Raw genomic sequence first — 26,467 nt, 5'->3', positions numbered from 1 at the left:
TATGACTGTCACCCTGAGTCCGCTCTCCACCGACGCCCCCGCGCTTACTCCCGTCGACCCGGCCCGTCGGCCCGTACGCCGACGGTCCCGGCCGCGGCCCGGCCTGCTCGCGGCCGGGGCGTACCTGATTCTGCTGGTGTTGGCGGCGGCCTGGCCGGCCGCGCTGGCGCCCGCCGACCCGCTCGCCGCCGACCCGCTCGGCGTGCTCTCACCGCCGAGCGGGTCGCATTGGTTCGGAACCGACCATCTCGGCCGCGACGTCTGGACCCGGGTGGTGCACGGCGCCGGCCACTCGCTCACCATCGGCGTGGCCGCCACCGCGATCGCCGTGACCGGTGGGGTGCTGCTCGGCCTGCTCGCCGGCCTCGCGCACCGGGTCGCCGACGAGGCGCTCAGCCGCACCTTCGACGCGGTGTCGGCGTTCCCCCTCCTGCTGCTGGCACTCCTGTTCATCGCCGTCGCTGGGCCGGGCACCGTCAGCTTGATCATCGCCATCGGCACCGCCACTTTGCCGCACTACGCCCGGGTGGTCCGGGGTCAGACGTTGCTCGTCCGCCGCGCCAACTACGTCGAGCAGGCCGTCACCTTCGGCCTGTCCCGACCTCGGCTGGTGCTGCGGCACGTGCTGCCCAACGTGGTCGGCCCGGTGCCGGTGCTCGCCGTGATCGGGCTCGGCGAGGCGATCCTGGTCGCCGCCGGGCTCAGCTTCCTCGGCATGGGTCCGCAGCCACCCTCGCCGGAGTGGGGGGCGATGCTCTCCGAAGGGCGCAACTACCTCCAGGTGGGCTGGTGGATCAGCATCCTGCCCGGCCTGGCGGTCACCGCCACCGTGGTGTCGCTGACCGTCGTTGGCCGGCACTGGCAGGCCCGCTTCGACGGGAGGCGGCGCTGATGGCCACCCTGGTAGCGGTCGAGGACCTGCACGTCGACTTCGACACCCCGACCGGTCGGGTGGCCGCGGTTCGCGGAATCAGCTTCACCGTCGAGCACGGCGAGTGCGTGGCCGTCGTCGGAGAGTCGGGCTCCGGCAAGAGCGTCACCGCTCGTACTCTGGTTGGTCTCGCCGGCCCCGGTGCGCGGGTCCGCGCCGCCCGGCTCGAATTGGCCGACCAGGACGTGCGGGGCCACCGGCCACGAGACTGGCGGCGGGTCCGTGGCCGGCTCGCCGGGCTGGTCCTGCAGGACGCGCTGGTCTCTCTCGACCCGCTGCGGACGGTGGGCGCCGAGATTGGCGAGGTGCTCACCACTCACGGCATCGTCGGCCGTCTGGAGCGGGCCGGCCGGGTCGCCCACCTGCTCGACCAGGTTCACCTGCCAGATCCGCAGCGCCGGGCCCGGCAGTATCCGCACCAACTGTCCGGCGGGCTGCGGCAACGGGCACTGATCGCCTCGGCGATCGCCGGGGAACCAGCCCTGCTCATCGCCGACGAGCCGACCACCGCGCTCGACGTCACCGTGCAGGCGCAGATCCTGCGGCTGCTCGCGGAGCGGCGGGCCGCCGGCGTGAGTCTGCTGCTGATCAGCCACGACCTGGCGGTGGTCGCCCAGGTCGCCGACCGGGTGCTGGTGATGCGAGACGGTCGGATCGTCGAGGACGGTCCCACCGACCGACTGCTGCGGGCCCCTGCGCATCCGTACACCCAGCAGTTGCTGGCCGCGGTGCCATCGGCGACATCGCGGGGCCGCCGGCTCGGCCCCGTAGCCGGGGCAGCGCGAGACAGGGACGCCTCGGCGCGGCCCGCGCTGCCCACCCGGCCCGCGTTCCGCCCGAATGACACAGTGCTCGACGCGGGCGGGCTGACCAAGAGGTACGGCCACCACACCGTTGTGCAGGACGTCTCCTTCTCCATCGCACGGGGCGAGACGCTCGGCCTGGTGGGCGAATCCGGCTCCGGCAAGAGCACCGTCGCCCGAATCGTCGCCGGTCTGCTCGACGCTGACGCCGGCACCGTCACCTTCGAGGGCACGCCGTGGGTCGGGGTCCCGGAGCGGACCCGTCGCCCGTCGCGGCGCAGGTTGCAGCTGATCTCCCAGGACCCGCTGAGCTCCTTCGACCCCCGCTACACGGTCGGGAGGGTCGTCGCGGAGAACCTCGACTCCGACGTCGATCGGGCGGACCGGCGCGATCACGTCGTCGACCTGCTGCGCCGAGTCGGCCTCGGTGCGGACCTGATCGACAGGCATCCCCGGCAGCTCTCCGGCGGGCAGCGTCAGCGCGTCGCCATCGCCCGCGCGATCGCACCCCGACCCACGCTGATCATCTGCGACGAGCCGGTCTCGGCCCTGGATGTCTCCGTCCAGGCCCAGGTTCTCGACCTGCTGGCCGACCTGCGCGCCTCCGACGGCACCGCTCTGCTCTTCATCTCCCACGACCTGGGTGTGGTGCACCACCTCAGCGACCGCGTGCTGGTCATGCACGACGGCGCGGTGGTTGAGCACGGCCCGGTCGGCGACGTCTTCACCTACCCCCGACACGACTACACGCGTTCCCTGCTCGACGCGCTGCCCACGCTCGTCACCGTCGGCCGACCGTAGGAGGAACAACCATGACCAAGAAGACCCTGCACCTGGCCGTCGCCCTCGACGGTCTCGGCTGGCATCCCGCCGCCTGGCGGCTCTCGCACGCCGACGCGACCGCGCCCCTGACCGCCCGATACTGGAACACCCTCGCCGGGGAGGCCGAACGCGGCGCACTGGACCTGCTCACCATCGAGGACAGCCTCGACCTCCAGTCGTCCCGGCCCGACGGCCCTGACGACCGCGTCGACCAGGTCCGGGGACGCCTCGACGCGGTGCAGATCGCGGCCCGGATCGCCCCACTGACCCGGCACATTGGGCTGATCCCGACCACCAGCACCACCCACACCGAGCCGTTTCACGTCTCCACGGCGGTGGCCACGCTCGATCACGTCAGCGGCGGTCGGGCTGGTTGGCGGCCCCGGGTCTCCGCGCGGCGAGCCGAGGCCGGGCATTTCGGCCGCCGGGACATCCCCGTGCTGGACCTGGCCCGGCTCGACGAGGCGGAGGCTGTACGGGCCGTTGGCGACCTCTTCGCCGAGGCCAGCGACGCGGTGGAGGTGGTCCGCCGGCTCTGGGACAGCTGGCAGGACGACGCCGTGATCCGGGACGTGCCGACCGGCCGCTTCGTCGACCGGGAGCGGCTGCACTACATCGACTTCACCGGACCGTGGTTCTCCGTCAAGGGGCCCACCATCGTGCCCCGGTCGCCGCAGGGGCAGCCGGTCGTCGCTGCGTTGGCCCACTCGGCGGTGCCGTACGCCTTCGCGGCGCGGCACGCCGACGTCGTCTTCGTCACCCCGACCGATTCCGAACACGCCGCCGCAATCGTGGCGGAGGTGCGGGCGGCCGAGGAGACCGTCGGCCGGACCGGCCCACCGCTGCGCGTCCTCGCCGACCTGGTCGTGCTGCTCGACGAGACAACGACCTTGGCCCGGCACCGCAGGACCCGTCTCGACGAGTTGCACGGGGAGGAGCTCACGTCCGACGCGGCCATCTTCACCGGCACGGCCGACCGACTGGCCGACCTGCTCGCCGAGTGGCACCGGGCCGGAGTGGACGGATTCCGGCTGCGACCCGCTGTGCTCCCCGACGACCTGACCGCGACCACCCGGGCGCTGGTGCCCGCCCTGCGGGACCGGGGCCTGTTTCGGTCCGGCTATCCCGGCGGGACGTTGCGTGACCTGCTCGGCCTGCCCCGACCGGTCAGCCGCTACGCCGTCGCGGCGACGGCCTGAGCTGAGGAGACCATCATGCCCAAGCAGATCATCCTGGCCGCGCACTTCCCTGGCGTGAACAACACCACCGTGTGGAGCGACCCGGCCTCCGGCAGTCAGATCGACTTCTCCTCATTCGTCCACCTGGCCCGTACCGCCGAGCGCGGCAAGTTCGACTTCTTGTTCCTCGCTGAGGGGCTGCGTCTGCGTGAGCAGCGGGGCCGTATCCATGACCTGGACGTGGTCGGCCGCCCGGACACGTTGACCGTTCTCTGCGCCCTCGCTGCGGTCACCACGCACCTGGGTCTGGCCGGCACGCTCAACACCACCTTCCGTGAGCCGTACGAGCTGGCCCGACAGTTGGCCAGCCTCGACCACCTATCCGACGGGCGGGCCGCCTGGAACGTCGTCACCACCTCCGACGCGTTCACGGGCGAAAATTTCCGCCGAGGTGGTTACCTCGACCGCTCGCTGCGCTACGACCGAGCCGCCGAGTTCGTGCGTACCGCCCGGGAGTTGTGGGAGGCGTGGCCCGCTGAGGCGATCGTGGGCGACCGGGACGGCGGCCGTTACGTCACGGAAGCCAACCCCGGCGGTTTCGCCCACCACGGCGACCAGTTCGACATCGCCGGGCACTTCACAGTGCCCCGCAGCCCTCAGGTGCATCCGGTGATCCTGCAGGCTGGCGACTCTCCCGACGGGCGTGAGTTCGCCGTGTCCAGTGCCGACGCGATCTTCTCCCGGCACGGCACCCTGGAAGCCGGGCAGGCGTTCTACCGGGACGTGAAGTCCCGGCTCGCCCGGTACGGTCGTCAACCCGACGAGCTGAAGATCATCCCTGGCGTCACCTTCGTGCTCGGCGACACCGACGCCGAGGCGCAGGAACGCGCCCACCACATCCGCCGGCAGCAGGTCAGTCCGCAGACCGCGATCCTGCTGCTCGAACAGCTCTGGAACCGGGACCTGTCCGGGTACGACCCCGAGGGCCCGCTGCCAGCCGAGGACCCGGACGTCTCCGCTGACGCGATCAGCCGAGGCCGGGCGGGCATGTATCCCGACCCGGTCGACACCGCGCGGCAGTGGCGGGTCCTCGCCGAGGAGAAGGGGCTTGGGATCCGCGACCTGATCATCGAGGTCACTGGCCGGCAGTCCTTCGTGGGCACCGCCCAGCAGGTCGCCGAGCGGATGAACCACTTCGTGCAGTCCGACGCCGCCGACGGGTTCATCCTGGTGCCGCACCTGACGCCGGGCGGGCTCGACGAGTTCGTCGACCACGTCGTCCCGCTGCTCCAGGATCGTGGCGTCTTCCGCGCCGACTACGCCGGCACCACTCTGCGCGACCACCTCGGCCTCGGCTCTGCCCGCCCGGTCACCCCGGCCGGTGCGGCGTGACCCCGCCGATCACCGTCTGCCCTGACTGCCGAAAGTGACGGTCCCCGGATGAAGTTTCTGCTGATAACCCTGATCACTCACCTGCCTGACCCGGTCACCGGTCAACGCCGGAGCACCACCGAGCGGTTCCGGGAGGTGGTCGACACGGCCGTCCTCGCGGAGGAACTCGGCTTCGACGGCTACGGCGTCGGTGAACGGCACGAGCGCCCCTTCATCTCGTCGTCGCCGCCGGTGGTGTTGAGCCACATCGCGGCCCGCACCTCCACCATCCGGCTGTTCACCGCCGTCACGACGCTCAGCCTGCTCGACCCGGTCCGTGCCTATGAGGACTACGCGACCCTCGACCACCTCTCCGGCGGCCGACTCGAACTGATCATCGGCAAGGGCAACGGCGCTGCGCAGGCGCAACTGTTCCAGGTGACCGGGGAGGACCAGTGGGACCGCAACCGGGAGGGCTACGAGCTGTTCCGTCGGCTCTGGCGGGAGGACAAGGTCACCTGGTCCGGGGCGTACCGGCCGTCGCTGACCGACGCGGAGACCTGGCCCCGGCCGCTGCAGCAACCCATCCGGGTCTGGCACGGCAGTGCCACCAGCAGAGACTCCGTCGACCTCGCCGCCCGGCACGGTGATCCGATTTTCTCGGCCAACGTCACCAACCCCATCGAGCCGTACGCCGAACTCATCCGTCACTACCGCGAACGGTGGGTCCATTACGGGCACGACCCGGCCGATGCCCTCGTCGGTGCCGGCACCGCCGGCTTCTACGTGGCCCGCACCTCGCAGGAGGCGATCGAGCGGTACCGCCCGATCTTCGACGCCCGCGTCGCCGCGTTCCGGCGGCTCGGAATGCAGCCGATCTTCGGCACGATCGAGGATGCCATCGACCGCAGCTCGATCCTGGTCGGCAGCCCGCAGCAGCTCATCGACAAGGTGCTGCGCTATCACGAGCAGTTCGGCCACGAGGTCATCCACCTTCAGGCCGACCACGACGGCCTGACCGACAAACAGCATCGGAAAAGCCTGGAGCTGTTTCAGAGCGAGGTGGCCCCGGTGCTGCGCCGGAGCATCCCCAGCCGTCCCTTCCTTCCGCCGGTGACTGTCGCCGCGGCCGTCTGACCAGAATCGGGGACCACGATGTCATCAACTCCACTGTCCATACTCGACCTCGCGCCGGTGCCCGCGGGCGGCACCGTAACCGACGCCCTGCGCAACACCGTCGACCTCGCCCGCCGGGCGGAGCAGTCCGGCTACCACCGTTACTGGCTGGCCGAACATCACCTCGCCGCAGGCGTCGCCAGTTCGGCGCCGGCCGTGCTCATCGGGCAGGTCGCCGCGGCCACCAGCGTGATCCGCGTCGGCTCGGGAGCCGTCCAGGTCGGCCATCGCACCGCGCTGTCGGTGGTCGAGGAGTTCGGCACCCTCGCCGCACTGCACCCGGGCCGCATCGACCTCGGGCTCGGTCGCTCCGGTCAGCGGCGCGTCGAGGTGGCCCGGGAAGTCGAGGCGGCCCGGGACATCGCCGCGCCCACGCCACCGCCGGTCGAGGCCCAGGTGGTCGACGGACTGCTCATTCCGCCGCCGTTCTCCTACGCCAGCGTGCTCGCCTCACCACGTTTCGCCCTGAGCAGCGCTCTGCTGCACCAACCTGGCGCGCAACCACCGCCTTTCGCCGAACAGGTAGCCGACGTCCTGGCTCTGTTGCGCGGCGACTACACCGACGCCGACGGTCTGGACGCGCACGCCGTGCCGGGCGAGGGCACCGACCTCCAGGTGTGGCTGCTCGGCAGCAGCGGCGGGGAGAGCGCCAAACTGGCCGGCGCGTTGGGCCTGCCCTTCGCCGCCAACTACCACGTCAGCCCCTCGTCGGTCCTTGACGCGGTCGCCGCCTACCGCGCCGCGTTCCAGCCGTCGGCCGCGCTCGCCGAGCCGTACGTGGTGGTCTCCGCCGACGTGGTTGTGGCTGAGACCAACGACGCGGCACGCCGCCTGGCCGCACCGTACGGCCCGTGGGTGCGCAGCATCCGCAGTGGCGACGGTGCGATCCCGTTCCCGAGCCCGGAGCAGGCCGCCGCGCTGCGCTGGACCGACGATGATCGCGACCTCGTCGCCGACCGGGTGGACACGCAGTTCGTCGGATCGCCCGGCACGGTCGTCGACCGGCTGCGCACGCTGCAGGACGTCACCACCGCCGACGAGCTGCTGGTCACCACCATCACTCACGGGCACGTCGACCGGGTCACCTCGTACGAGCTGCTCGCCAAGGAGTGGAACCACTGACCCGGGTGCGTGGCAGCGCCGGTCGGTCGAGACCTCGGTCGGTCGTCGAGGGCAGGGGAGTCGGACGACGGGCCCGGCTCGATCAGCAGGCGGCTGCCGTCTTGCCGCCTCGTTTTGGCACCTGTCGATGCGGGTACCGGGGCATCCAACGATGTCACAGCCCCGCAGCGAAAGGACTGCCCATGCGCAACGAGCTGCTCCTCGGCGTGGTGCTCGGCCTTACCGTCGCCACCGGTTGCACGTCGTCAGCCGACAATCTCGGTGACGATGCGGCAGCCTCGGGCTCTTCGTCCGGCAGTGCGGGCCTGTCCAGTCCTTCCGCACCGAGCGCTTCGGCGACCGGCAGTTCCGGTCCGAGTGCTCCGGCCACCCGCACCTCCGGGTCGGGCGCTCAGGCGAGCGAGATCAGGCAGACCGACTGGGCCAACGCGGTCATCGGCAAACTGAGCTTCTGCGGTGAGTCCGACGGCTCGGTGGCGTTCCGCAACGGGTCCAACGGCTTCGACGTGCCCTGCAGGATCCTGCCGGACGGTGCACAGCCGGTGTACGCCGAGTTCATCGTCGAGGAGCCGGCGAATGCGCCGTCGACCGAGGACGCGCTCGTTTTGGTCGAGCTGGGCAACCCGGGCGCGGCTCGGCGGCAGGCGCTCGTGCCGGTCCAGCTCTCGGACAACGGCAGCGGCCGGCACGCGTGGCCGGTCATCAAGGGAGACGACTCCAGCTCGTCCGGAAACCGGGTCATGACGTTCATTTCGTACCAGGTGGTGGGCGAGCACGTGGAGGCCACCGTCCGCAAGCTCGACGGCAGCACCGAAGACCGTCGGTGGCGCAAGGCCGACGGCAGCGGAAACTGGGAAAGGTACTAATAGTCGCGCGGCCGTCGAGGCGTCCGAGCGCAGCGTGCGAGGGGATCTGCCGGGCCTGGTGACGTGCCCTTTCGGACATCGCTTCGATCTCCGGGTTTGTCCCCGATCGAGGGACATCGTTTGACATGGGCCGGCTTTGCATCTTTGATTATCGATGCCCTTTGTTCGACTTGGTCGGGCGCTCGGTCGTCCGGCGCCGGGTCGGGCCGGTCAACACCCTGACCCTGGAGGACCGATGCCAGTCTTTGCGCGGACCACCCCACATCACCCGCGATGGCGGCTGCTGCCGGCGGCGATGGCAGCGGTGACGCTGCTGACCGTGGCGGTCGGCGTGCCGGCATCGGCGGCGGCTCCCTCGACCGTGGTCGGCGTGGCGTCGGGTCGTTGCCTGGATGTGGTCGGCAACTCCAGGACCGCCGGCGCCGGCATCAACATCTACGACTGCAACGGTCAGGCCAACCAGGCGTGGAGCCTCACCTCGACGGGCGAGTTGCGGGTGTACGACGACACGATGTGTCTCGACGTGGTCGGCCAGGACACCACCGCGCCGGCCGCCCTGCAGATCAACGGCTGCAACGGTGGTGCCAACCAGCGCTGGCGGATCAACACCAACGGGACCATCGTCGGCGTCCAGTCCGGCCTGTGCCTGGACGTGACCGGCGCCGGCACCGCCAACAGCACCACCGTCGGCCTCTGGACCTGCAACGGGCAGAGCAACCAGCGGTGGACGACAGCCCTGGGCAGCGCCGACAGTCAGTCGCCCACGGCGCCGGGCAGCCCGCGGGTGAGTGGCCTGACCTGCACCTCCGTGACCTTCGCGTGGAACGCCTCGACGGACAACGTCGGGGTGGCCTTCTACGACGTCTACCACGACGGTCAGTTGATGAAGTCGGTGAGCGGCTCGACGCTGTCCACCAGCCTCACGGTCGTCGCCGGAGCGACCTGGGGCCTGTACGTCAACGCGCGCGATGCCGCCGGCAACGTGTCCCAGGCCAGCACCACCGTGTCGATCACACCACCGCCCTGCCAGGCCGACACCCAAGCACCGACAGCGCCGCAACAGCTCACCGGCACCGCGTCGGGCACCACCGTGACACTGCGCTGGACCGCGTCGACCGACAACGTCGGAGTGCGGGCGTACGACATCTTCCGCGGTGGCGTGAAGGTCGGCACGGTGACCGGCGCGCCGCCGGCGACCACCTTCACCGACAGTGGGCTGGCCGCGAACACCGCCTACCAGTACTACGTGGTGGCCCGGGACGCGCAGGACAATGCCTCGTCGCGCAGCGGCACCACGACGGTGACCACCGGCGCTGCGTGTGGCAACCCGGTGTGCGGGGTGCGGCAGGTCACCACGGACACCGACATCCCGTGGGGGCTGGTGACGTTGCCGGACGGCAACGTCCTCTACAACCGCCGCGACGCGCACGACATCATCCAGCTCAACCCCACCACCGGGGCCAAGACCAACGTGGGCACGGTGCCGAACGTCCAGAGCACCGAGGGTGAGGGAGGCCTGCTGGGGCTCGCTATCTCGCCCAGTTACGCCAGCGACCGTTGGCTGTACATCATGCACACCTCGCCCAGTGACAACCGGATCGTCCGGATCAGGTTGGAGAACGGTCGACTCAACACCGCCAGCGAGCAGGTCCTGCTGAGCGGGATTCGGCGCAACAAGTACCACGACGGTGGTCGTCTGCGGTTCGGCCCGGACGGCAAGTTGTACGCCAGCACGGGCGATGCGCAGAACGGCGCCTACGCGCAGGACCGGTCGAGCCTCGAGGGCAAGATTCTGCGTCTCAACCCGGATGGCACCGTCCCCTCGGACAACCCGTTCGGCAACTACGTGTGGAGCTACGGCCACCGCAACCCGCAGGGGCTGGCGTTCGACTCGCAGGGCCGGCTGTGGGAGCAGGAGTTCGGCAACTCGATCATGGATGAGACCAACCTGATCACCCGGGGTGGCAACTACGGATGGCCGGCGTGCGAAGGCACCAGCGGCACCTGCGGTACCGCGGGGTTCATCGCCCCGGCGCGGACCTATCCGACGGCGGAAGGGTCCTGCTCCGGCATCACCATCGTTCGGGACGCGCTCTACGTGGCCTGCACGCGGGGCGCTCGGATGTATCGCGCGACCATCAGCGGCAGCAGCCTGACGAACGTGCAGACGTACTTCAACGGCACGTACGGCCGGCTGCGGACGGTGGAGCCGGCTCCCGATGGAGGGCTCTGGTTGACCACCACCACCACCGGTGACAAGGACAGCACCCCGAACAACAGCAACGAGAGGATCCTCCACGTCACGCTCGGTAGTTGACCACAGCAGGTTGCTCGGATCGCTGAGCGCGCTCAGCAACTCGTCAGGATGACAAGTTGCTGGGTCGCTCGGGTCATGGCGACGTAGCGGTCGACGGCCCCTTCGATGCCCTCGCCAAAGGCTTCCGGGTCGATGAGGACGACCAGGTCGAACTCAAGCCCCTTGGCCTGCTCCGGGCTCAGCGACCGGACGCGGGACGTCGGTGGGAACGTCGGATCGCCGATCACGCAGGCGATCCCGTCGGCGTGCGCGGCGAGCCAGGTGCGGAGGATCGAGCCCAGGTCGGAAACCGCTCCGTGCACGACGGCGACCCCGTTGCTGCGGATCGAGGTCGGCACGTTGGCGTCCGGGAGCACGGCCCGGATGACGGGCTCGGCTTCCGCCATGACCTCTGCCGGCGTCCGGTAGTTGATGCTCAGGGAGGCCAGGCTGATCCGGTCGAGCCCGACCCGCTCAAGGCGTTCCTGCCACGACTCCGTGAACCCGTGCCGGGCCTGGGCGCGGTCCCCGACGATGGTGAAGCTGCGTGACGGGCAGCGCGCCAGCAACATCTGCCACTGGGCGTCGGTCAGTTCCTGAGCCTCGTCGACGACGATGTGCGCGAACGGGCCGGCGAGCAGGTCCACGTCGGCGCCAGGCAGTCCCGAGTCGTCCACCAGGGCGTCCCGCAGATCGGGCTGGCGCAACATCGTCAGCAGGCCTTCACCGTCGTCGTAGGCGTCGGCGGCGATCAACTCGTCGACGACCCTGGCCATGTGCTCGCGCTCGATGGCGGCAGCGGGATCGCGCTGCCGCCTGCGCCCCGGCCCTTCCGCGTCGCCGAGCCGCTGCCGTGCCGCGTCCAGGAGCGGCAGGTCGGACACGGTCCATTCCTGGGCGTCGTCGCGCTGTAGCTTGCGCACCTCTTCGGCGCCGAGCCAGGGAGCACACTTGCGCAGGTACGCGGGCACCGACCACAGGTCCCCGACGAGGTCGGCCGCGTCGAGCATCGGCCAGGCGCGGTTGAAGGTCGTCCGCAGCTCCCTGTTGCGCAGCAGCGACCTGCGGAGCAGGTCATCGGACTCATCGCCGCCGGACTTGTCGACGAGGATCGTGAGCAACTCCGCCCAGATCTCGTCACGCGCCTCGTTGTGCGGTGTGCCGGGCCCCGGTGCCTGGAACGCGTTGGCCCAGTCGTCGGCACTCAGCCAGATGTCGGACTCGTCGGTCGTGACCGTCATGGGTTTGACCGGTGGTTCCTCGTAGAACCGGACCGCCGCGTCGATCGCCTTGACCAGGTCGGCGGAGGCCTTCAGCCGGGCCACGTCCGGGTCGGTCTCGATGGTTGCCGCGGCGCCCTCGGGAACGAGGTCGCGCAGGGTGCACGTCTGGACGTCCTCCTCTCCGAGGCTGGGAAGGACGTCGGCGACGTAGGCCAGGTAGGGCTGGTGCGGCCCGACGAAGAGCACACCACCCCGGCGCTGACTGAGGCGAGGATCGGAGTAGAGCAGATAGGCGGTGCGGTGCAGTGCGACGACGGTCTTGCCCGTGCCTGGACCGCCGTCGACGACGAGCGCGCCGGCCGATCCGGCGCGGATGATCGCGTCCTGGTCGGCCTGGATCGTGCTGAGCACGTCTCGCATTCGGGTCGACCGGGCGCTGCCCAGGCTGGCGATGAACGCGGACTGGTCGTCGAGCGCGACGGCGTGCCCCACGAACCCGTCCGGGGTGAACACCTCGTCCCAGTAGTCGCTGATGCGGCCACGGGCCCAGCGGTATCGGCGGCGGCTGGCCAGACCCATCGGGTTGGCGTGGGTCGCGCCGAAGAACGGCTCGGCCGCGGGAGAACGCCAGTCGAGTAGCAGCCGTCGACCCGTGCTGTCCGTGAGGCCGCGTCGACCGACGTACACGGGCTCGGGGTTGTCCGTGCCGACCATGTGTCCGAGACACAGGTCGAGACCGTAGCGACTCAGCGCACGCAGGCGACCGGTCAGCCGGCGGACCTCCATGTCCCGGTCCACCGCCTGCCGGCCTTTGCCGCCAGGGGCCTTGCGCTCGGCGTCGAGGCGTTCGGACAGCTCGGCGTGCAACTGCTCGAGACTTTCCGCCATGGCCGTGAAGTGCTGCTCGTCGTGGCTGATCAGGATCGGGTCGGCCTTGGGGGAGAGTCGATCGGGAAGGTCGAACACGGAAATGGGTGAGGAACTCAATTCACGACTTCCATTTCGGCAGATTCTGGGCTCGGCCGACGATTTTGCGGCACGACCCGGGCCTTGCCGCAAGCCCCCCAATGCGCTATATGTTAGGAGTGGAAGGGGTCGTGTGTTCCCGATCCGCATCTCTTGGCCCACTGGCTCGCCACTTCTGCGAGCACCTGGCCACCAAATCTGCCCCGGCCCGTTGATCGTTGGCTGCTCAGCAGTGCGACGCGCCGGTCGGACTACTTCTGAGCGGCCAACGATCACGAGTGCCCGCCGATCGCCTTGACCGGCAACTACACGCCGGACCGGGTCACGGCGTGTCGACGACCTCGCGGCCGAGCGGCCAGAACGCGGCCGGGACGAGCTTGAAGTTGGCGATGCCGAACGGGATTCCGATGATCGTGACGCAGAGGGCGATGCCGGCGACGATGTGGGACAGCGCCAGCCACCAGCCCGCGAGCACCACCCAGAGCAGGTTCGCCACCCCGGACGCGACACCCGCGCCAGGCTTCGGCACCAGCGTTCGGCCGAAGGGCCACAGCGAGTAGACGGCGAGGCGCAGCGACGCGACGCCGAACGGAATGGTGACGACCAGAATGAAGCAGATCAGCGCGGCGACGCCGTAGCCGACCGCCAGCACGAGGCCGCCACCGAAGATGAGCCAGAGCACATTGAGCACGAAACGAATCACCACCCCAGCATGAGCGATGGCCGCCACCTGGCTGTGCCGCCGCTCAACCACCCTGGCGTGCCCGAGGCGAACCCCGGCCGATCACCTGAGCTGCGAGACAGTGCCAGGCACTAAGGGTTGCTGGGTGGAAGACCTGAGTCGGATTCCAGGGCCAAGCAGGGGACGTACCCGGAGGTCCGGTGGCGCCAGCGGCCAGATGATGGCTGGCATGAAACGCGCTGCAATCTGTGTAATCGCCGGGCCGGTCGGCATCGCGGCCTACGGCCTCGTGCGTCTGTGGGGAAAATCCGATGAGGTGTACGGCCCGGGGTTCGACTGGCAGGCCGCACACCTGCTCGGCCTCGCCGGCATGGTGTTCTTCGTTCCGGCCGTGCTCGCACTGTCCCGCCTGCTGCCCCGCAGCCCGTGGCGCAGTGGGGTGGTGGCCCTCACGTTGATCGGGCTCGCCGCGACGATGGTGCAGTTCGGCGCCGACATCGTGGAAGGGCTCCTGGCCGCCGACCGGGCGGAGATGTCGGCGCTCAGCGCGGACTTCAAGGACATTCCCGGTGTCGAGGTGGCCTTCTACGACGTCGTACCCCAGCTCTTCTTCCTCGGCCTGGTCGTCCTCGCGGGCATGCTTGCGGCCAAACGGCGGCTGCCGTGGTGGAGCGCGCCGCTGCTGCTCGTCGGCATCGTCCTGCCGGTGGTCACTCTCGACCTGCTTCCCATCGGCGGCCTGTGCATGCTGGTGGCGTTGGCACCGGCGCTGCCGGCCGTCGCACAGCAGAGTGAGCCGACCACGCCGCCCATCATCGTCCACTGAGGACGTTTGCGATGCGCTGGTCTGCGCGGACCGATCAGTTCGGCAGACCGGTGCAGGCGGCACCGTCGATGGTGCACGCCTCGGGGGCAGAGCCAGCAGGTGAGCCGTTGACCCGGAACGTCACCCGGACCGAAGCGCTGCCGGGCACCCCGGCGGCGCCTTCGTCTGGCACGAACGTCCACACCTCACCGTCGCGGCTGGCCTGGGCGCCTTCGACCGCGCTGACGCGCAGAGACTCACGGGGCAGGGTGAGCGTCAATGTCCACCGCGGCACCGACACCGGCCCGGGGTTGTTGATCGTCACGGCCGCGCCATAGCTGAGCAGGGCCTTGTCCGCGATGGCGAAGGTGGCGTTCAGGGGGGCTGGTGTGGGTGGTGCCGTCGATCCGGTTGGTGTGGGCCTGGTCGACGCACCGGCGGTCGGTGGGATTGCGGTGGCCGACGCGGTTGGCGGGGGAGCGGCCACGGCCGGGCTGGTGGCCGCCGGTCGCGCCTGCGCCCGAGGAGTGCCGGCCGGCGGGGTGCCTACCTGCTCGACGGATGGTGGCGGGTCGAGAGTCACCGGCGTCATCTTCTCCGGCGTACGCAGCACCCCGACGACGGAGACGGCCGTGGCGATCAGCACCCCGAGCGCCGAGATCAAAGCCACCCAGGTGGCCCGCGAGACGTCGTCCCGACCGGTGAGCACCCGCCGGACGGCCGTGATCAGGGCCACGATCCGGTCCAGCAGGATGATCGCCACGGTACGGCGTGGCTGGGGTGGTGTTGCCGGCACTGCTTGTGTCTCCTTCAGTTCGTCGCCGGAAGCCAGCCCGCGATCGGTCTGGGTGGCGGATGGCACCTGTCCTGTCACAGGGCGCGAAGCCCGACGAGGATCGCCTCGAGCAGATCCTCGGCCGGCAGCTCCGACAGCATTGGCGGGTCATGCGTCTCGATCAGGCCGGCCGCGAGCAGGTCGCCGAGCAGCACACGAACGGTCCCCAGTGGAAGGTCCAGCTCGGCGCCGACCTCAGCCACCGACACTGGATGGTGACACAGCTCGACGATCCGCGCCTGTTCAGGGAAGAGCGGTGTCGAAGGTGTGACCGCCCGCCGGGCGACGACCAGTGAGATCAGGTCGAATCGACCGCGCGCGGGCGCGGTGCGCCCACCGGTCATCGTATAAGGCCGGGCGACGGGGCCCGCGTCGTCGTCGTACCACGCCTCGTCAGCGGTGCCGCTGGTGAGCACCAGTGTCCCCGATCGTCGCCGACGAGGCCGGTCCCAAACTGATCGGCAGATGCCGCTCCGCCTGCCCCACGAAGAGCGCGACCTCGTACGCCATGTCGCCGACCTCGATGTCGTCACCGGCGATCCGCACGGTGAGGATGGTGCCGTTCGGGATGGTGGCGATGAACAGGAACGCGCGGGACATCTGCACCACGACCTGGCGAAGGCGGCCCGAATCGCAGGTCCGGGTGGCGGCCAATCCCAACGCGATCAGGCCGGCGACGACGCCGGAAATCTGCTCGGCCAGCTTCGCCTCCACCTGCCGGGAACCGCCGATGGGCAGCCCGTCAGGGGAGAGCACGACCGCGAATTCCGCGCCGTGCACGCGGTCGACCAGGCGGTCCAGCGCGCCGGTCAGGCCGTCGTCGGTGACCACTGCAGACGTCATCGGTGTCTCCTCGCTGTTCTCGCGATCGGTATCTCGACCGTGTCGAGGCCGGTCCTGCCACGTTCGGGGCCGGTCGGCCCGGTGTGCCGGACCCGTGTCGGCAGCTCGCCCTCGCCGCTCGGGTCAGGCAGGTCGGCGCCGTCGCGGGCCGGCGGGTACGGGGTGCCTGTCGGTGCGGTGGCCGGTCCACGGCCGGTGTCACTCGCCGTGACCAGCCGGGCCGGGAGGAGCACGATCGCGGCCGTCCCACCGCGCTGGCTCGGACGCAGCGAGACGTGGGCGCCGCAACGGTTGGCAAGTACGGCAGCGGTGTACAAACCCGCGGGGCCAGTCGGCGGGCCGTCCGGTGGCGGGTTGCTGAGCAGGTGGTTTGCCTCGACCAGCCCGGACGCGTCCAGGCCGGGCCCATCGTCGATGACCAGGACGGCGCACCCCTGCGGTCGGTGCTCCCCGGTGACGCGGACGGTGGTCTCTGCCGCCGAGAAGGCGAGGGCGTTCTCGATCAGCTCAGCCAGCAGGTGGATCACGTCCGTCACGGCGGGGCCCGCGAGCGACCATGGCCAGTGCGGGGCGATCAGCACCCGGTGGTAGTCCGGCACCTCTGCGGCCGCACCGCGTGCGACGTCGAGCAGCGGGACCGGGCGCCGCCAGCGGCGGGCGGGCGTCGCACCGGCGAGGGCGATCAGCTTCTCCACGTTGCGTCGGATTCGGGTGGTGAGGTGGTCGAGCTGGAACAGCTCGCTGATCTCCTCGTCGGACCGCTCCCGGCGCTGCATCCCGTCCAGCAGGCTGAGCTGGTCGCGCAGCAGGACCTGGTTGCGTCGGGTGAGCCGCAGGAACAGCTCCGGGCCGCCGCCGGGAGTCGCCGGGGCATCCGGGGCTGGGGTCGGGGTCGGGGAGTCGACGTCCGGCCTGGTCAAGGCGTCGGTCAGGCGTCGGACGGTGCCTGCCCAACTCAACAGGAGCACGAGTACGACGATGAGGCCCAGCCCCAACACGGCGCCGGTACGCGCGACGATCACGGCGGCGCCCGGCGTGGCCCGCTCGACGCTGCTGCGGGCGGTGGTCGTCACCAGTGTCTGCAGTGCGCCGAGGGCGGCGTCCGCCGCGGCCCGCCAGCCCTGGACGGTGATCTCGGCAAGGGCGTTGCCGGTGTCCGCCCGGAGCAGGCTGTCCTCCAGGACGAGCAGGCCCGCGAACTCCGGGCCGGTCGCTATCCGCTGGTGCTCGGCCTGGCCGTCGACGGGCAACTCGGCTGCCGCCTCGGTGCGCGCGAACCGCTGGTTGCTGACCCGTTCGGCCAGTCGGCTCTGATCGTCGACGCCGAGCCGATCACTGGTCAGGGCCGTGCTGACCAGGGTGTCCTCCCGGGCGAGCAACTCCCGCGCGTGGGCCAGCGCGATCACCGCGCGGGTCTCGGCAGCCAACGCGCTCTCGTACCCGCCCCACTCTGGGCCGTACACCCAGAAGGCGACGTCGATGACCTGGTCGTACCCGTCGACCGCGTCGGCCTGGTCAAGCCCCCTGGCGTCAACCTGGGACCGGAGGGTGCCCAGGCCGTCGAGCCGTCGGACCAGCTCGCCGGCCCGGTCGCGGACCTCGCCGGCGCTGACCAGCCGCAGGTCGAAGCCCTCGGTGAACTCGCGGACCTCGGCAGCGGCCCGGTCGGTGTCCTCGCGTGCCCCGACCAGCGGGGTCGCCGTAGAGGCGGCTCCGGCGATCGTTTCGGCAGTGACCCGGCGCTCGGTCTGCAGGCTCAGGATCAGGCGGTCGATCGGTTGGCCCAGGGTGTCCGCCAGGGCCCGCACACGCAGCAGGTCGGCGGCGTCCTGGCCGGTCACGTAGGCCGCGTACGACCAGAGCGTGATCAGAACGGCCGCGAGCACGGCCAGCCTGGTCCGGATCAGCCGGACCTCGTTTCGCGTCACGTCCCGCTCCGCTCGGTGCGGTGGCGTCCGCGGCGTGGGCACCTCATTGGGTCACCCGCTGCGGCCACGGCTGCCCGGCCGTGTCGTTGGCCCGGTCGGCGACGAGGGTGCGCAGCAGAGCCAGCAACTCCGTGCGGTTGGCGCAGTTCAGCCGGTTGCGCATCCGCGCCACGTGGTGTTCCACGGTCTTCGCCGAGATGAAGAGCCGGTCGCCGATCTCCCGGTAGGTCAACCCGGCCAGCACCAACTCGGCAACCTCGTACTCGCGGTCGCTGAGCCCCTGCTGGGTCGGGCCGGTGGCCCGTGCCGTGCTCTCGGCGGTCGTCGGTGTCTGCCTGCCGGGACCGCCGGGCGGTCGCCCCTGCAAGGCTCGGGCGCACTCCAGCAGGGTGGTCATCGCCCGCCGGTCCGGGGTACGGATCGCGGCCTGGCCGGCGAGGCGAGCGCCGTCCCAGCACAACCCGGTGTCGTGCAGCCCTCGGGCGGCGGCCTCCACCCGGGCCGGGTCGACGACGCCCCGGAGCACCTCCACCCAGCTCTCCCCGGCGGCGGCGACCACGGCGGCGTAACGGCTGTGGCCCGCTACGGCGAGCAGCGCGGCGACGTGTTCGTCGGCGAGGGCCGGTTCACCGGTGAGGATCGCGGCGTGCAAGCCACTCCAGTGCAGCGGGACACTCCATAGTGGCGGGTTGCCGAGCCGGCCGAGCAGCGCACGCCCCTGCCGCAGGTACGGCTCGAGTCGGGCCAGATCACCGAGCCGGGCGCCCGCGATGGCCAGCTCACCCAGCGGCAGGAGCGTGAACAGGTCGACGGGGTGCCGGACCACCGCCTCCAGCGCCTGCCCCCAGCCACGCTTGAGCGCCCCGAGGTCACTGTTGCGCCGGCCGATGCCCATCCGGATCGCGGCGGCGAAGAGCAGATCGCGTGACTCCAACTGCCGCCCGTCGAGCGTCACCGCCGCGAGCCGGTCGGTCGCGGCGTGCGTCTCGCCCCGGACCATCAGGATCCAGGCCTGCAACAGTCGGTGACGGCGAGCCATCAGCGGGCCACCGACACCGGCACCCAGGGCCCGATGCAGCACCCGCTCGGCGATCTCCAGCTCACCGCAGTGCACCGCCGTCAACGCGGCGAGCGCCGCCGGGCTGTCCGGTAGGAGCGCCGCCCGCCCGTCCGGCTCCAGCAGCGCGGCGGCCTGCACGAGCGCGGAGAGCGCGGCGGTCGGCGGGCCGCTCACGCTCTCGCGTACCCCGTTGGCCATCAGCCGGGCGGCGCTGGCGTGCAAGGTTGGTGGTTCGCCCGTGGGGTCACCTGTCGGCGGCTCGGCGGTGGTGCTCAGGTCGCCGGTGGCGAGCTGACCGACGATGGCGAAGGCCGCCGCCGAGGCGGTGCCCGACCACCGGTACAGCTCCACGCTGCGACCGACGTGGCCGCGGTGCGCCAGGGCGGTCGCCGCCACCACTGCCGCCTCGGAGCGGTCGGTCGGAGCGGCCGTGGCCAGCAGTCGGTCCGCCAGCCGCAGGGCGTCGTCGAGGTTGCCGGCGAGCGCGGCGGCGTGCGCCTGCTGGGCGCTAGCGGGTCGTCCGGCCGCGGTGGCGGCCGCGAACAGTTCGGCGGCGAACGCCGGCTCGTCGGCCAGCGCCTCACCCGCTGCGGCTGCCAGGGTCGAGGCCGGGCAGTCGCCGAGCGCGCCGACCGCGAGCAGGGAGCGGACCAGCGGCAGCACCGCGCCGCCCCGAGCGAGCTGCAACTCGGTGAGCCGACGCCAGACCGCAGTCCGTTCGGTGGCGGCGCCGAGTGTCGTGACGGCCCGCCGGACGATCGGCGCGAGCCGGCCGTCGGCGCCGATCAGCCCGGCCGCCCGGGTGGTGGCGATCAGTTCGTCCACCGCCGCAGGCTCCCGGCTCAGGAGTGCGCCGAGCATGCTCACCGGCAGCGGTCCGCCCGCCGCGACGGCGAGCAGCAGCCGTCGTACGGCGGCGGGCTGGACGTCCAGGTCCGGCCCGAACTCTCCGACGACCGACCGGGGTGGGTTGACCACCGGGCCGGTCCGGGTCTCCGCGCCGGCCAGGCCGCGGGTCAGCCGTTCCACGTCCCGGGGTACGCCGGCGGTCTGTGCGTGTATGAAGTCGACCAGGTCCTGGTGGCGGCCCAGCTCTGGCGTGGCGGCGAGGTAGGCGGCGGTCTGCTCCCGGGTGAAAGGTGTGAGCAGCACGGCCTGCCCGTCGCGCCGTAGGGTGTCGACCAGTTCGCTGAGCGCCGCTGACCGGGGCCACGGCCGATGGGCGACCACCAGCCGGTGCCGACGGGTGGCGACCATACGCAGGAGCACCCCGATCCGTGCGTCGTCGAGTAGGTGCGCGTCGTCGACCAGCACCAACACGTCGGGGTCGAGCGGTTCGTCAGGCTCTGGAGCGGCCGTGCGTACGGTGATCCCGGCCCGCTGATGGACCCGCGCCAGCTCCGCGAGCAGTGCGGTCTTTCCGTGACCGCCTGGGCCGGCGATGCCGACACTGAGGGGGCCGGTCGGGTCCTGCCTGACCGCGTCCAGCAGGGCTTGCAGCCCCTTGTCGAGCGTCAGCCCCGATTCGGCGATGCCATGCATGATCATTGAAGTCATCCTTCGCGTCCCCGGCTGCGGGCCAGCACCAGGCGGGACGGCTTCGGCAGTTCCAGTGGGAGGACCCGGACCGGTGGCCGCGGTGGCGGATCACCCGGGACGGTGGTGTCGTGGTGGGGGCGGCGCGGTGCCGGGACGGTGGCCCGGCCGGTGCCGCTCACCGGGGCCGGGTCGCGGACCGGTGCCGGCTGGCGAGGGCGCGGCGACACCACCTGGCAGGCGGCCATCGCCGCCCCGGTCGCTGCGGTCAGTTGCGAGTCTGGTTCTACCTCGACGGGCACCGGAAGGGCCGCGCTGATCAGCTCGGTGACGAGCGGAATGCGGGTCGAGCCGCCCGCCAGTAGGACGCCGTCGAGCTGCGCCGGCGTCAGGTCGGCACTCTGCACGGCCCGAAGCAGGAGGTCGATGGTGGCCTGCACCGTCGGGCGGATCATGTGCTCGAATTGCGCCCGGGTCACCGGTATGCGTGCCGGGCCGTTCGGCAGGGTCAGCACCACGTCGGCCGTCAGCTCGACGGTCAGCGCCCGCTTGACCCGGTCACACTCCGCGCGCAGCCCGCGTAACGCGGCCTGGGTGCCGCGCCGTGCGGTGGTGGCCAACTCTCGGGACAGTGTCGTACGGGCGTACTCGGCCAGCGCCTCGTCGAAGTCGACGCCGCCGATCGCGTCGAGACCCTGGGGGGTGCCGAACGTCTCGTACGTGCCGCGCGGGGTGCGACGCACCAGGGCCGCCTCGAAGCTGTTGCCCCCCAGGGCGTAGACGACGGCCATGCTGCCCGCGAACCCACGGGCTGCGTGGCTCTCGGCCACCGTGACCGTGCGGGGCAGCAACGTCACGTGACGTAGGCCGAAGCCCGACAGTGCCCGGTGCAGCACCTCTCGCCGGTAGGGGCGCCACCCCGCCGGGTGGCTCAGCACGATCGCCTCGGCGGCACCGCCCTCCAGGGCGTGGACCCGATCCACCACCCACGCCGCCAGCTCGGCGGTCAGCGTCTGCGGCGCGCAGGCTTCGCCGCCGAGCAGCAGGGGCACGTCGTCACCGATCCGGTGGACGAAGTCCCGCGTGGTGCGGCTGCCGTCGTCGGTTGCGGGCTCGCCGACGTGCAACGAGCCGTCCTCCGACAGGGACAGCACCGACGGTACGAGAGCTGAGTTGACGTGCAGCGGGACGGCCTCGGGACGCGTCCAGGTCGCGCCGTGTCGCCGTGCGACCGCGGCGGCCGTGTTGGTGCAACCGATGTCTATCCCCAGGACGTACGGCATCGTCTCTTCTCTCCCCGTGGGTCGGCCGGTCGGTGGCGATGGCGTCGGTGCTGCCCGACGACCCACCCCCGGCGAACCCCGCGGGCTCCTACGTTCGTACCAGAGATCAGTCCCTGGTCGGGACCCTAATCTCGCCGGTATGGTTTCCCCCTCTCCCCCTAACGTACGAGGTGGCGGTGCCCCTAGTTCAACCGGGCCGGATGCGGGCTGAGCCCCGATGCCCGGGGGTGTGCCCGGCAATAGCGTCACTGTCGACGTACGACACTCGCCGACGCCACATCCGAGGAGACCCGGCACATGGACTCGCACCAGACCCTCCACGACTTCGTGCTCGACCTGCTGACCAACCCCGACGCCCGGTCGGCCTTCGACCTCGACCCCGAGGGTGCGCTGCGAGCGGCGGGGCTCACCGACATCACCGCGGCGGACGTGCAGGACGTCGTGCCGTTGGTCGTCGACTACGCACCGGGGCAGGGCCTCACGCCGTTCGCCGCGTCCGCAGGGCAGCTCGGGCTGGACCCGCTGGTGACCGACACCACCGACGTGGTGGGCCAGTTGCAGAGCGTGGCGCACCAGATCAGCGTCACGAGTTCTCCCTACGGTGTGGACGTCAAGGCCGGCGTTCTCGGTGCCATCGCGGTCGACCCGGCGACGGCTGCCGCCGGGGTCACCGTGCTGCCGGGGATCGGCCTGGGCGTCGGTCCGTACGGCCTCGACACCGACCTGGCCGGTGTCTCCGACGTGGCGCACACCCTCGACGCCGATGTGGTGCAGCCGGTGGACGCGATCGCGGACCCGGTGCTCGGGGACGTCACCGACACCGCCGGTGACCCGACCGGCCTGCTCGGCGACACCGACCCGAATCTGATCGGCGGCGACCTGACCGGCGGCGTCCTCTCCGGCGCCCACGGTCAGCTCGGCGGGGTCGTCAGCTCCCTCGGTGTCGACGACACCCTCGGCGGGCTGGGCCTCGGGCACGGCGACGGTGTCGTCGGCGGCGTGGTCCCGCCGCTCGACGTGCCGTCGACGGTGGGCGACGTGACGCACCAGGTGGACAGCCTCCTCCCCGGTGTCACCGACACGGTCGGTGACGTGACCGGTGGGGTCACCGATGGTGTGCTCGGCGGCGACTCGCACGCCTCGGCCGATCACGGGCTGCTGGGTATCACCGGCGGCCTGCTCTGACCCGGATTTCCGGTCGGAGCGGGGGGCCGGATCGTCTCGGGCGATCCGGCCCTCTCCGGTTCCAACTCCGGCCCCTCTTGATAATTGAGCCGAAATCAGCACACTTGGTGCGGTGATGGCCGGGATCTGGTTGGACGTGCTGGACGACATCGCCCGTACGTGCAGTGCACACGGTCGTGGTGACCTGCTCCAGACGGTCCGGCAGAAGCGCGCCCAACTGCTGGACCCGACGCTGCGCGTCCTGGTCATCGGTGAGCCGAACCAGGGCAAGAGTCAGCTGATCAACGCGATCATCAACGCGCCGGCCTGCCCGGTCGGCGATGGGCGCACGACAGTCCTACCAACCGTGGTGCACCATGCCGAGGCCCCGTCGGTCGCGGTGGCCCAGGCTCCGCCGCCGGCTCCCGGCCGTCCAGCCGGCACTGCGGTCGCGGTGACCGTCGAGCGGACCCCGGTGGCGCTCAACCAGGTCGCGGAGGGCGTGGCCGGCATGATCGGGCGTCGGCCGGGCGGCGGCCCGGCGTACGTCGAGATCGGGGTGCCTCGCGCCTTGCTCGGCGCCGGGTTGGTGCTTGTGGACACTCCCGGCACCGATGAGGTCGCCGGTATCGGCGGCGCCGCCTCGGTCGCTGCCCCCGCCCGGGCGGACACTGTGTTGCTGGTCTCCGACTCCACCCGGGAACTGTCGGTCGCCGAGCTGAACATGCTGCTGCACGTCATACGCTCGCACCCGAACGTGGTGGTGGTGCAGAGCAAGACCGATCTGGTGGCGGACTGGCGGGCGGTCGCCGAGCGCAATCGTCAGCACCTGGCCGAAGCCGGCGTCCCGGCGGCGCTGATCCCGGTCTCGGCGACGCTGCGGCTGCGCGCTGCCGCTGCCGACGACCGGGGCCTCAACGCCGAGTCCGGTTTTCCCGTGCTGATCGCCCGACTGCAACGGGACCTTGCCGGTAAGGCCGACCAACTGGCCCGGGCGTCGGTGCAGACGGTGGCTCGAACGGTGGTGGAGCAACTGGCCGCGCCGCTGCGTGCCGAGTTGGCGACCCAGGAGGCCGAGGAGCAGTCCGGGCCGATTTCCCGGCTGCATGCGGCGCAGCGCGAGGTCGACGAACTGCGCCGCTGCTCCACCCGGTGGCAGAACATCCTCAGTGACGAGATCGCCGATCTGCTCTCCGACATCGAGTACGACCTTCGTGACCGGACCCGACAGATTCTCCGCACGGTGGACGAGGCGTTCGACACCGCCGATCCGTTGGTCGCCTGGGACACCTTCGAGGACTGGCTGGCGAGGAGCCTGGTGGAGGCGGCGGAGGCCAACCACGAGTGGCTGATCCAGCGCTGCGACTGGATCGCCCGCCGGGTGGCCGCCAACTTCGACCGGTACGGCTACGACGTGCTGCCGCCCTGGTCGATGACGATGCCGGACGATATCGGCGAGCGGCTGCCAGAGCTGCAACGGCCGACGATCGACCGGTTCACCACCGGCCAGAAGCTGTTCACCGGCATGAAGGGCTCGTACGGCGGCATGCTGATGTTTGGTCTGGCGACCACACTGGCCGGAATGCCGATGATCAACCCGGTCTCGGTGGGCATCGGGGCGCTCTTCGGCGGCAAGAGCATCCGCGACGAGAGTAAGCAGTTGCTCCGTCGCCGCCAGGCGACCGTCAAGACGGCCATCCAGCGGCATGTCGACGACTTCTTCGTCCGGATGATCCGTGACTGTCGAGACGCCACCCGGCAGGTGCAGCGGATGCTGCGCGACCACTTCACGGGGCTGACCGAGGAGCTCCAGGAGGCTATTGTCCAGTCGTTTCGGAGTGCCAAGCAGGAGGCCGACACCGATGCTTCAGTGCGCGAGCAGCGGCAGCGCGAGATCCGGCTGAAGATGACCCGGTTGGCGGCGCTCTACGAGCAGGCTCAGCAGTTGACCGGCACCCGTTCGGCCCCGCTGCTGTTGGAGCCGCAGGCATGACCGTGGGACTGCGCCTGGACGAGGCGGCCTGGGGTTTGCTGCACCAGGCCATCGATCTCTATCAGGACAATGCCCGAGCCGTCGGGCAGTTGCGGCATCAGGTTGCCCGGTTGGAGCAACCACTGCGGATCGCGGTCGCCGGCCCGTGGCGTTCCGGCAAGTCGACGGTCGTCAACGCGCTGATGGGCGAGGAGGTCGCACCGGTCGAGAGGGCAGACGGCGCGTTCACCTGGTATGAGGACGGCGCTGAGCCGCGCGCGACCGCCTACCCGGCGGGTCAACCTCCGCAGGAGCTGACGGTGGTCAAGTCGGCAACCGGGCTGCGGGTGGATCTCGGCTGGGGCACGGGGGACGTGCGCGACATCGTGGTGCAGTGGCCGACGCGGGCGCTGCGGCAGGTCACGCTCATCGACACCCCGGCGGTCGGCGGAAGTGTGGAGCAGGGTCGGGTGCCGGTGTTGGAGCGGGTGCTGCGGGACTCGGACGCGGTGTTGTACCTGACCCGCGATGCCCGCGACAGCGATCTGCGGGTGCTGGAGTCCGGCCGGGACAGTGCGGTCGGACAGGCCGCCCCGATCAACGTGATCATGGTGTTGTCCCGGGCCGATGAGACCGGCGGAGGCCGGATCGACGGTCTGCTGACTGCCCGCCAGCTCGCTCGCCGGCACTACCGCGATCCGCGGGTGAGTGCGCTCAGCGTGAACGTGGTGGCGTGCAGTGGGATGATCGGCCTGGCGGGCAGGATGCTCGGCGAGTCGGACTTCGCCGCGCTCGCGACCCTGGCCCAGGTGCCCCGGGCGGAGCTGGACGCCCATCTGATCTCCGCCGACCGTTTCCTCGCTGGTGAGCTGCCGGTACGGCTGGAGACCGAGGTGCGCGCCGCGCTGCTGGATCGGTTTGGGGTCTTCGGTGTCCGGCTGGCGGCCACCTTGGTGCGCAGTGGTTTCGACAGCCGGGTGAAGCTCTCTGCCGAGCTCATTCGGCGCAGTGGTCTCACCGAGCTGCGTGAGTCGGTGACACGCTGTTTCATCGATCGCGGCGACACGCTCAAGGCCCGGTCCGCGTTGGCTGCGGTGGAGACGCTGCTGCGGGCCGAGCCCACCCGGGGTTCCGACGAGTTGGTTGGCGCGGTCGAACGGATCCTCGCCGGTGCACACGAGTTCCGGGAGCTACGCCTGCTGGTGGCGCTGCGCAACGCCCGGCTCGGGTTCGACGCCGAGTTGGCCGCCGAGGCGCAGCGGCTCATCGGGGGTAACGGGGTGGGCCTCGCCGCCCGGCTCGGTGTCGAGCACGAGGCGACCGCGCAGCGACTCTGGGAAGTCGCCGCTGACGCGCAGTGGCGATGGCGGGACCGGTCGGAGGACCCCCTGCTTTCGTTGGCGCAGCGGCGCGGGGCGCAGGTCGTCGTCCGCAGCTGCGAGGGGATGATCGCCGAGCTGGTCGCGGGCGGTCGCTGAGGCTGACGTGCGCCAGTGGCGGATCGTGTGGCCCGAAAACCGTTATCTGATCTCGCTCTCCACGGTCGCCTCTGACCTGCGGAGATAACGCTCTCACAGATTCTGTGTCGGTGCTTGACGCACCTAC

General features: G+C 70.9%; 20 protein-coding genes. 12 read left to right on the top strand and 8 right to left on the bottom strand.

Features of this window, described 5'->3' with window-relative positions:
• The first annotated feature begins 1 nt into the window (after position 1).
• The 8 genes from ACLQ28_RS13700 to ACLQ28_RS13665 all read left to right on the top strand — a co-directional run bounded on the left by ACLQ28_RS13700 (position 2) and on the right by ACLQ28_RS13665 (position 10,586).
• On the top strand, positions 2–892 hold the full coding sequence (locus ACLQ28_RS13700) for an ABC transporter permease (protein WP_425686623.1): 891 nt from the start codon (positions 2–4) through the stop codon (positions 890–892).
• A complete protein-coding gene (locus tag ACLQ28_RS13695; RefSeq protein WP_425686622.1) occupies positions 892–2,535 on the top strand; it encodes a dipeptide ABC transporter ATP-binding protein in 1,644 nt (547 codons plus the stop codon). Before ACLQ28_RS13700 ends, ACLQ28_RS13695 begins: the two co-directional genes overlap by 1 nt.
• Positions 2,536–2,546: 11 nt before the next feature.
• Entirely contained in the window at positions 2,547–3,755 is a 1,209-nt protein-coding gene (locus ACLQ28_RS13690) for an LLM class flavin-dependent oxidoreductase (RefSeq protein ID WP_425686621.1), read from the top strand.
• Positions 3,756–3,770: 15 nt separating this feature from the next.
• Entirely contained in the window at positions 3,771–5,126 is a 1,356-nt protein-coding gene (locus ACLQ28_RS13685; RefSeq protein WP_425686620.1) for an NtaA/DmoA family FMN-dependent monooxygenase, read from the top strand.
• Positions 5,127–5,174: 48 nt separating this feature from the next.
• Positions 5,175–6,242 carry an LLM class flavin-dependent oxidoreductase gene (locus ACLQ28_RS13680; RefSeq protein ID WP_425686619.1) on the top strand — a complete coding sequence of 356 codons (1,068 nt, stop codon included), beginning with the start codon at positions 5,175–5,177 and terminating at the stop codon, positions 6,240–6,242.
• 18 nt (positions 6,243–6,260) lie between these two features.
• Entirely contained in the window at positions 6,261–7,403 is a 1,143-nt protein-coding gene (locus ACLQ28_RS13675) for an LLM class flavin-dependent oxidoreductase (RefSeq protein WP_425686618.1), read from the top strand.
• 182 nt (positions 7,404–7,585) lie between these two features.
• Entirely contained in the window at positions 7,586–8,269 is a 684-nt protein-coding gene (locus tag ACLQ28_RS13670) for a hypothetical protein (protein WP_425686617.1), read from the top strand.
• 235 nt (positions 8,270–8,504) lie between these two features.
• Entirely contained in the window at positions 8,505–10,586 is a 2,082-nt protein-coding gene (locus tag ACLQ28_RS13665) for a PQQ-dependent sugar dehydrogenase (protein ID WP_425686616.1), read from the top strand.
• A 32-nt stretch (positions 10,587–10,618) separates the two neighbouring features.
• Here the strand turns inward: ACLQ28_RS13665 and helR are convergent, their stop codons facing one another.
• Both helR and ACLQ28_RS13655 read right to left on the bottom strand, forming a co-directional pair.
• Positions 10,619–12,775 (bottom strand): RNA polymerase recycling motor ATPase HelR, encoded by a 2,157-nt coding sequence (helR, locus tag ACLQ28_RS13660; RefSeq protein ID WP_425686615.1) that lies wholly within the window; start codon positions 12,773–12,775, stop codon positions 10,619–10,621.
• 301 nt (positions 12,776–13,076) lie between these two features.
• Positions 13,077–13,457 (bottom strand): YccF domain-containing protein, encoded by a 381-nt coding sequence (locus ACLQ28_RS13655; protein WP_425686614.1) that lies wholly within the window; start codon positions 13,455–13,457, stop codon positions 13,077–13,079.
• 208 nt (positions 13,458–13,665) lie between these two features.
• Here ACLQ28_RS13655 and ACLQ28_RS13650 point away from each other — a divergent pair, with 208 nt between their 5' ends.
• The gene (locus ACLQ28_RS13650) at positions 13,666–14,262 is read left to right on the top strand and encodes a hypothetical protein (protein ID WP_425686613.1); all 597 of its coding nucleotides are present in this window, start codon (positions 13,666–13,668) and stop codon (positions 14,260–14,262) included.
• Between the two features lie 34 nt (positions 14,263–14,296).
• Here ACLQ28_RS13650 and ACLQ28_RS13645 read toward each other — a convergent pair whose 3' ends face one another.
• The 6 genes from ACLQ28_RS13645 to ACLQ28_RS13620 form a co-directional block, all read right to left on the bottom strand.
• Positions 14,297–15,037 (bottom strand): cellulose binding domain-containing protein, encoded by a 741-nt coding sequence (locus tag ACLQ28_RS13645; protein WP_425686612.1) that lies wholly within the window; start codon positions 15,035–15,037, stop codon positions 14,297–14,299.
• Between the two features lie 74 nt (positions 15,038–15,111).
• Positions 15,112–15,495, bottom strand: a complete 384-nt coding sequence (locus tag ACLQ28_RS13640) for a DUF742 domain-containing protein (protein WP_425686830.1) — start codon at positions 15,493–15,495, stop codon at positions 15,112–15,114.
• Positions 15,470–15,919, bottom strand: coding sequence for a roadblock/LC7 domain-containing protein (locus ACLQ28_RS13635; RefSeq protein WP_425686611.1), 450 nt, complete (start codon positions 15,917–15,919; stop codon positions 15,470–15,472). Before ACLQ28_RS13635 ends, ACLQ28_RS13640 begins: the two co-directional genes overlap by 26 nt.
• Positions 15,916–17,847: a nitrate- and nitrite sensing domain-containing protein gene (locus ACLQ28_RS13630; protein ID WP_425686610.1), complete on the bottom strand. Its 1,932-nt coding sequence runs from the start codon at positions 17,845–17,847 to the stop codon at positions 15,916–15,918. The genes ACLQ28_RS13635 and ACLQ28_RS13630 overlap by 4 nt, the downstream gene beginning before the upstream one ends.
• A gap of 43 nt (positions 17,848–17,890) precedes the next feature.
• A complete protein-coding gene (locus tag ACLQ28_RS13625) occupies positions 17,891–20,455 on the bottom strand; it encodes a LuxR C-terminal-related transcriptional regulator (protein WP_425686609.1) in 2,565 nt (854 codons plus the stop codon).
• 5 nt (positions 20,456–20,460) lie between these two features.
• The gene (locus ACLQ28_RS13620; protein WP_425686608.1) at positions 20,461–21,726 is read right to left on the bottom strand and encodes an Hsp70 family protein; all 1,266 of its coding nucleotides are present in this window, start codon (positions 21,724–21,726) and stop codon (positions 20,461–20,463) included.
• A gap of 297 nt (positions 21,727–22,023) precedes the next feature.
• Between ACLQ28_RS13620 and ACLQ28_RS13615 the strand changes: the two genes are divergently transcribed.
• The 3 genes from ACLQ28_RS13615 (at position 22,024) to ACLQ28_RS13605 (ending at position 26,340) form a co-directional block, all read left to right on the top strand.
• Positions 22,024–22,911 carry an IniB N-terminal domain-containing protein gene (locus ACLQ28_RS13615; protein WP_425686607.1) on the top strand — a complete coding sequence of 296 codons (888 nt, stop codon included), beginning with the start codon at positions 22,024–22,026 and terminating at the stop codon, positions 22,909–22,911.
• A 115-nt stretch (positions 22,912–23,026) separates the two neighbouring features.
• The gene (locus tag ACLQ28_RS13610) at positions 23,027–24,883 is read left to right on the top strand and encodes a dynamin family protein (RefSeq protein ID WP_425686829.1); all 1,857 of its coding nucleotides are present in this window, start codon (positions 23,027–23,029) and stop codon (positions 24,881–24,883) included.
• On the top strand, positions 24,880–26,340 hold the full coding sequence (locus ACLQ28_RS13605; protein WP_425686606.1) for a hypothetical protein: 1,461 nt from the start codon (positions 24,880–24,882) through the stop codon (positions 26,338–26,340). Before ACLQ28_RS13610 ends, ACLQ28_RS13605 begins: the two co-directional genes overlap by 4 nt.
• Positions 26,341–26,467: the final 127 nt, after the last annotated feature.

Origin of the sequence: Micromonospora sp. DT201 (genome assembly GCF_049841575.1) — a bacterium.
Lineage (GTDB): Bacteria > Actinomycetota > Actinomycetes > Mycobacteriales > Micromonosporaceae > Micromonospora.
The sequence above is the reverse complement of the archived record's forward strand: the minus strand, read 5'-3'. Positions and strand labels throughout refer to the sequence as shown.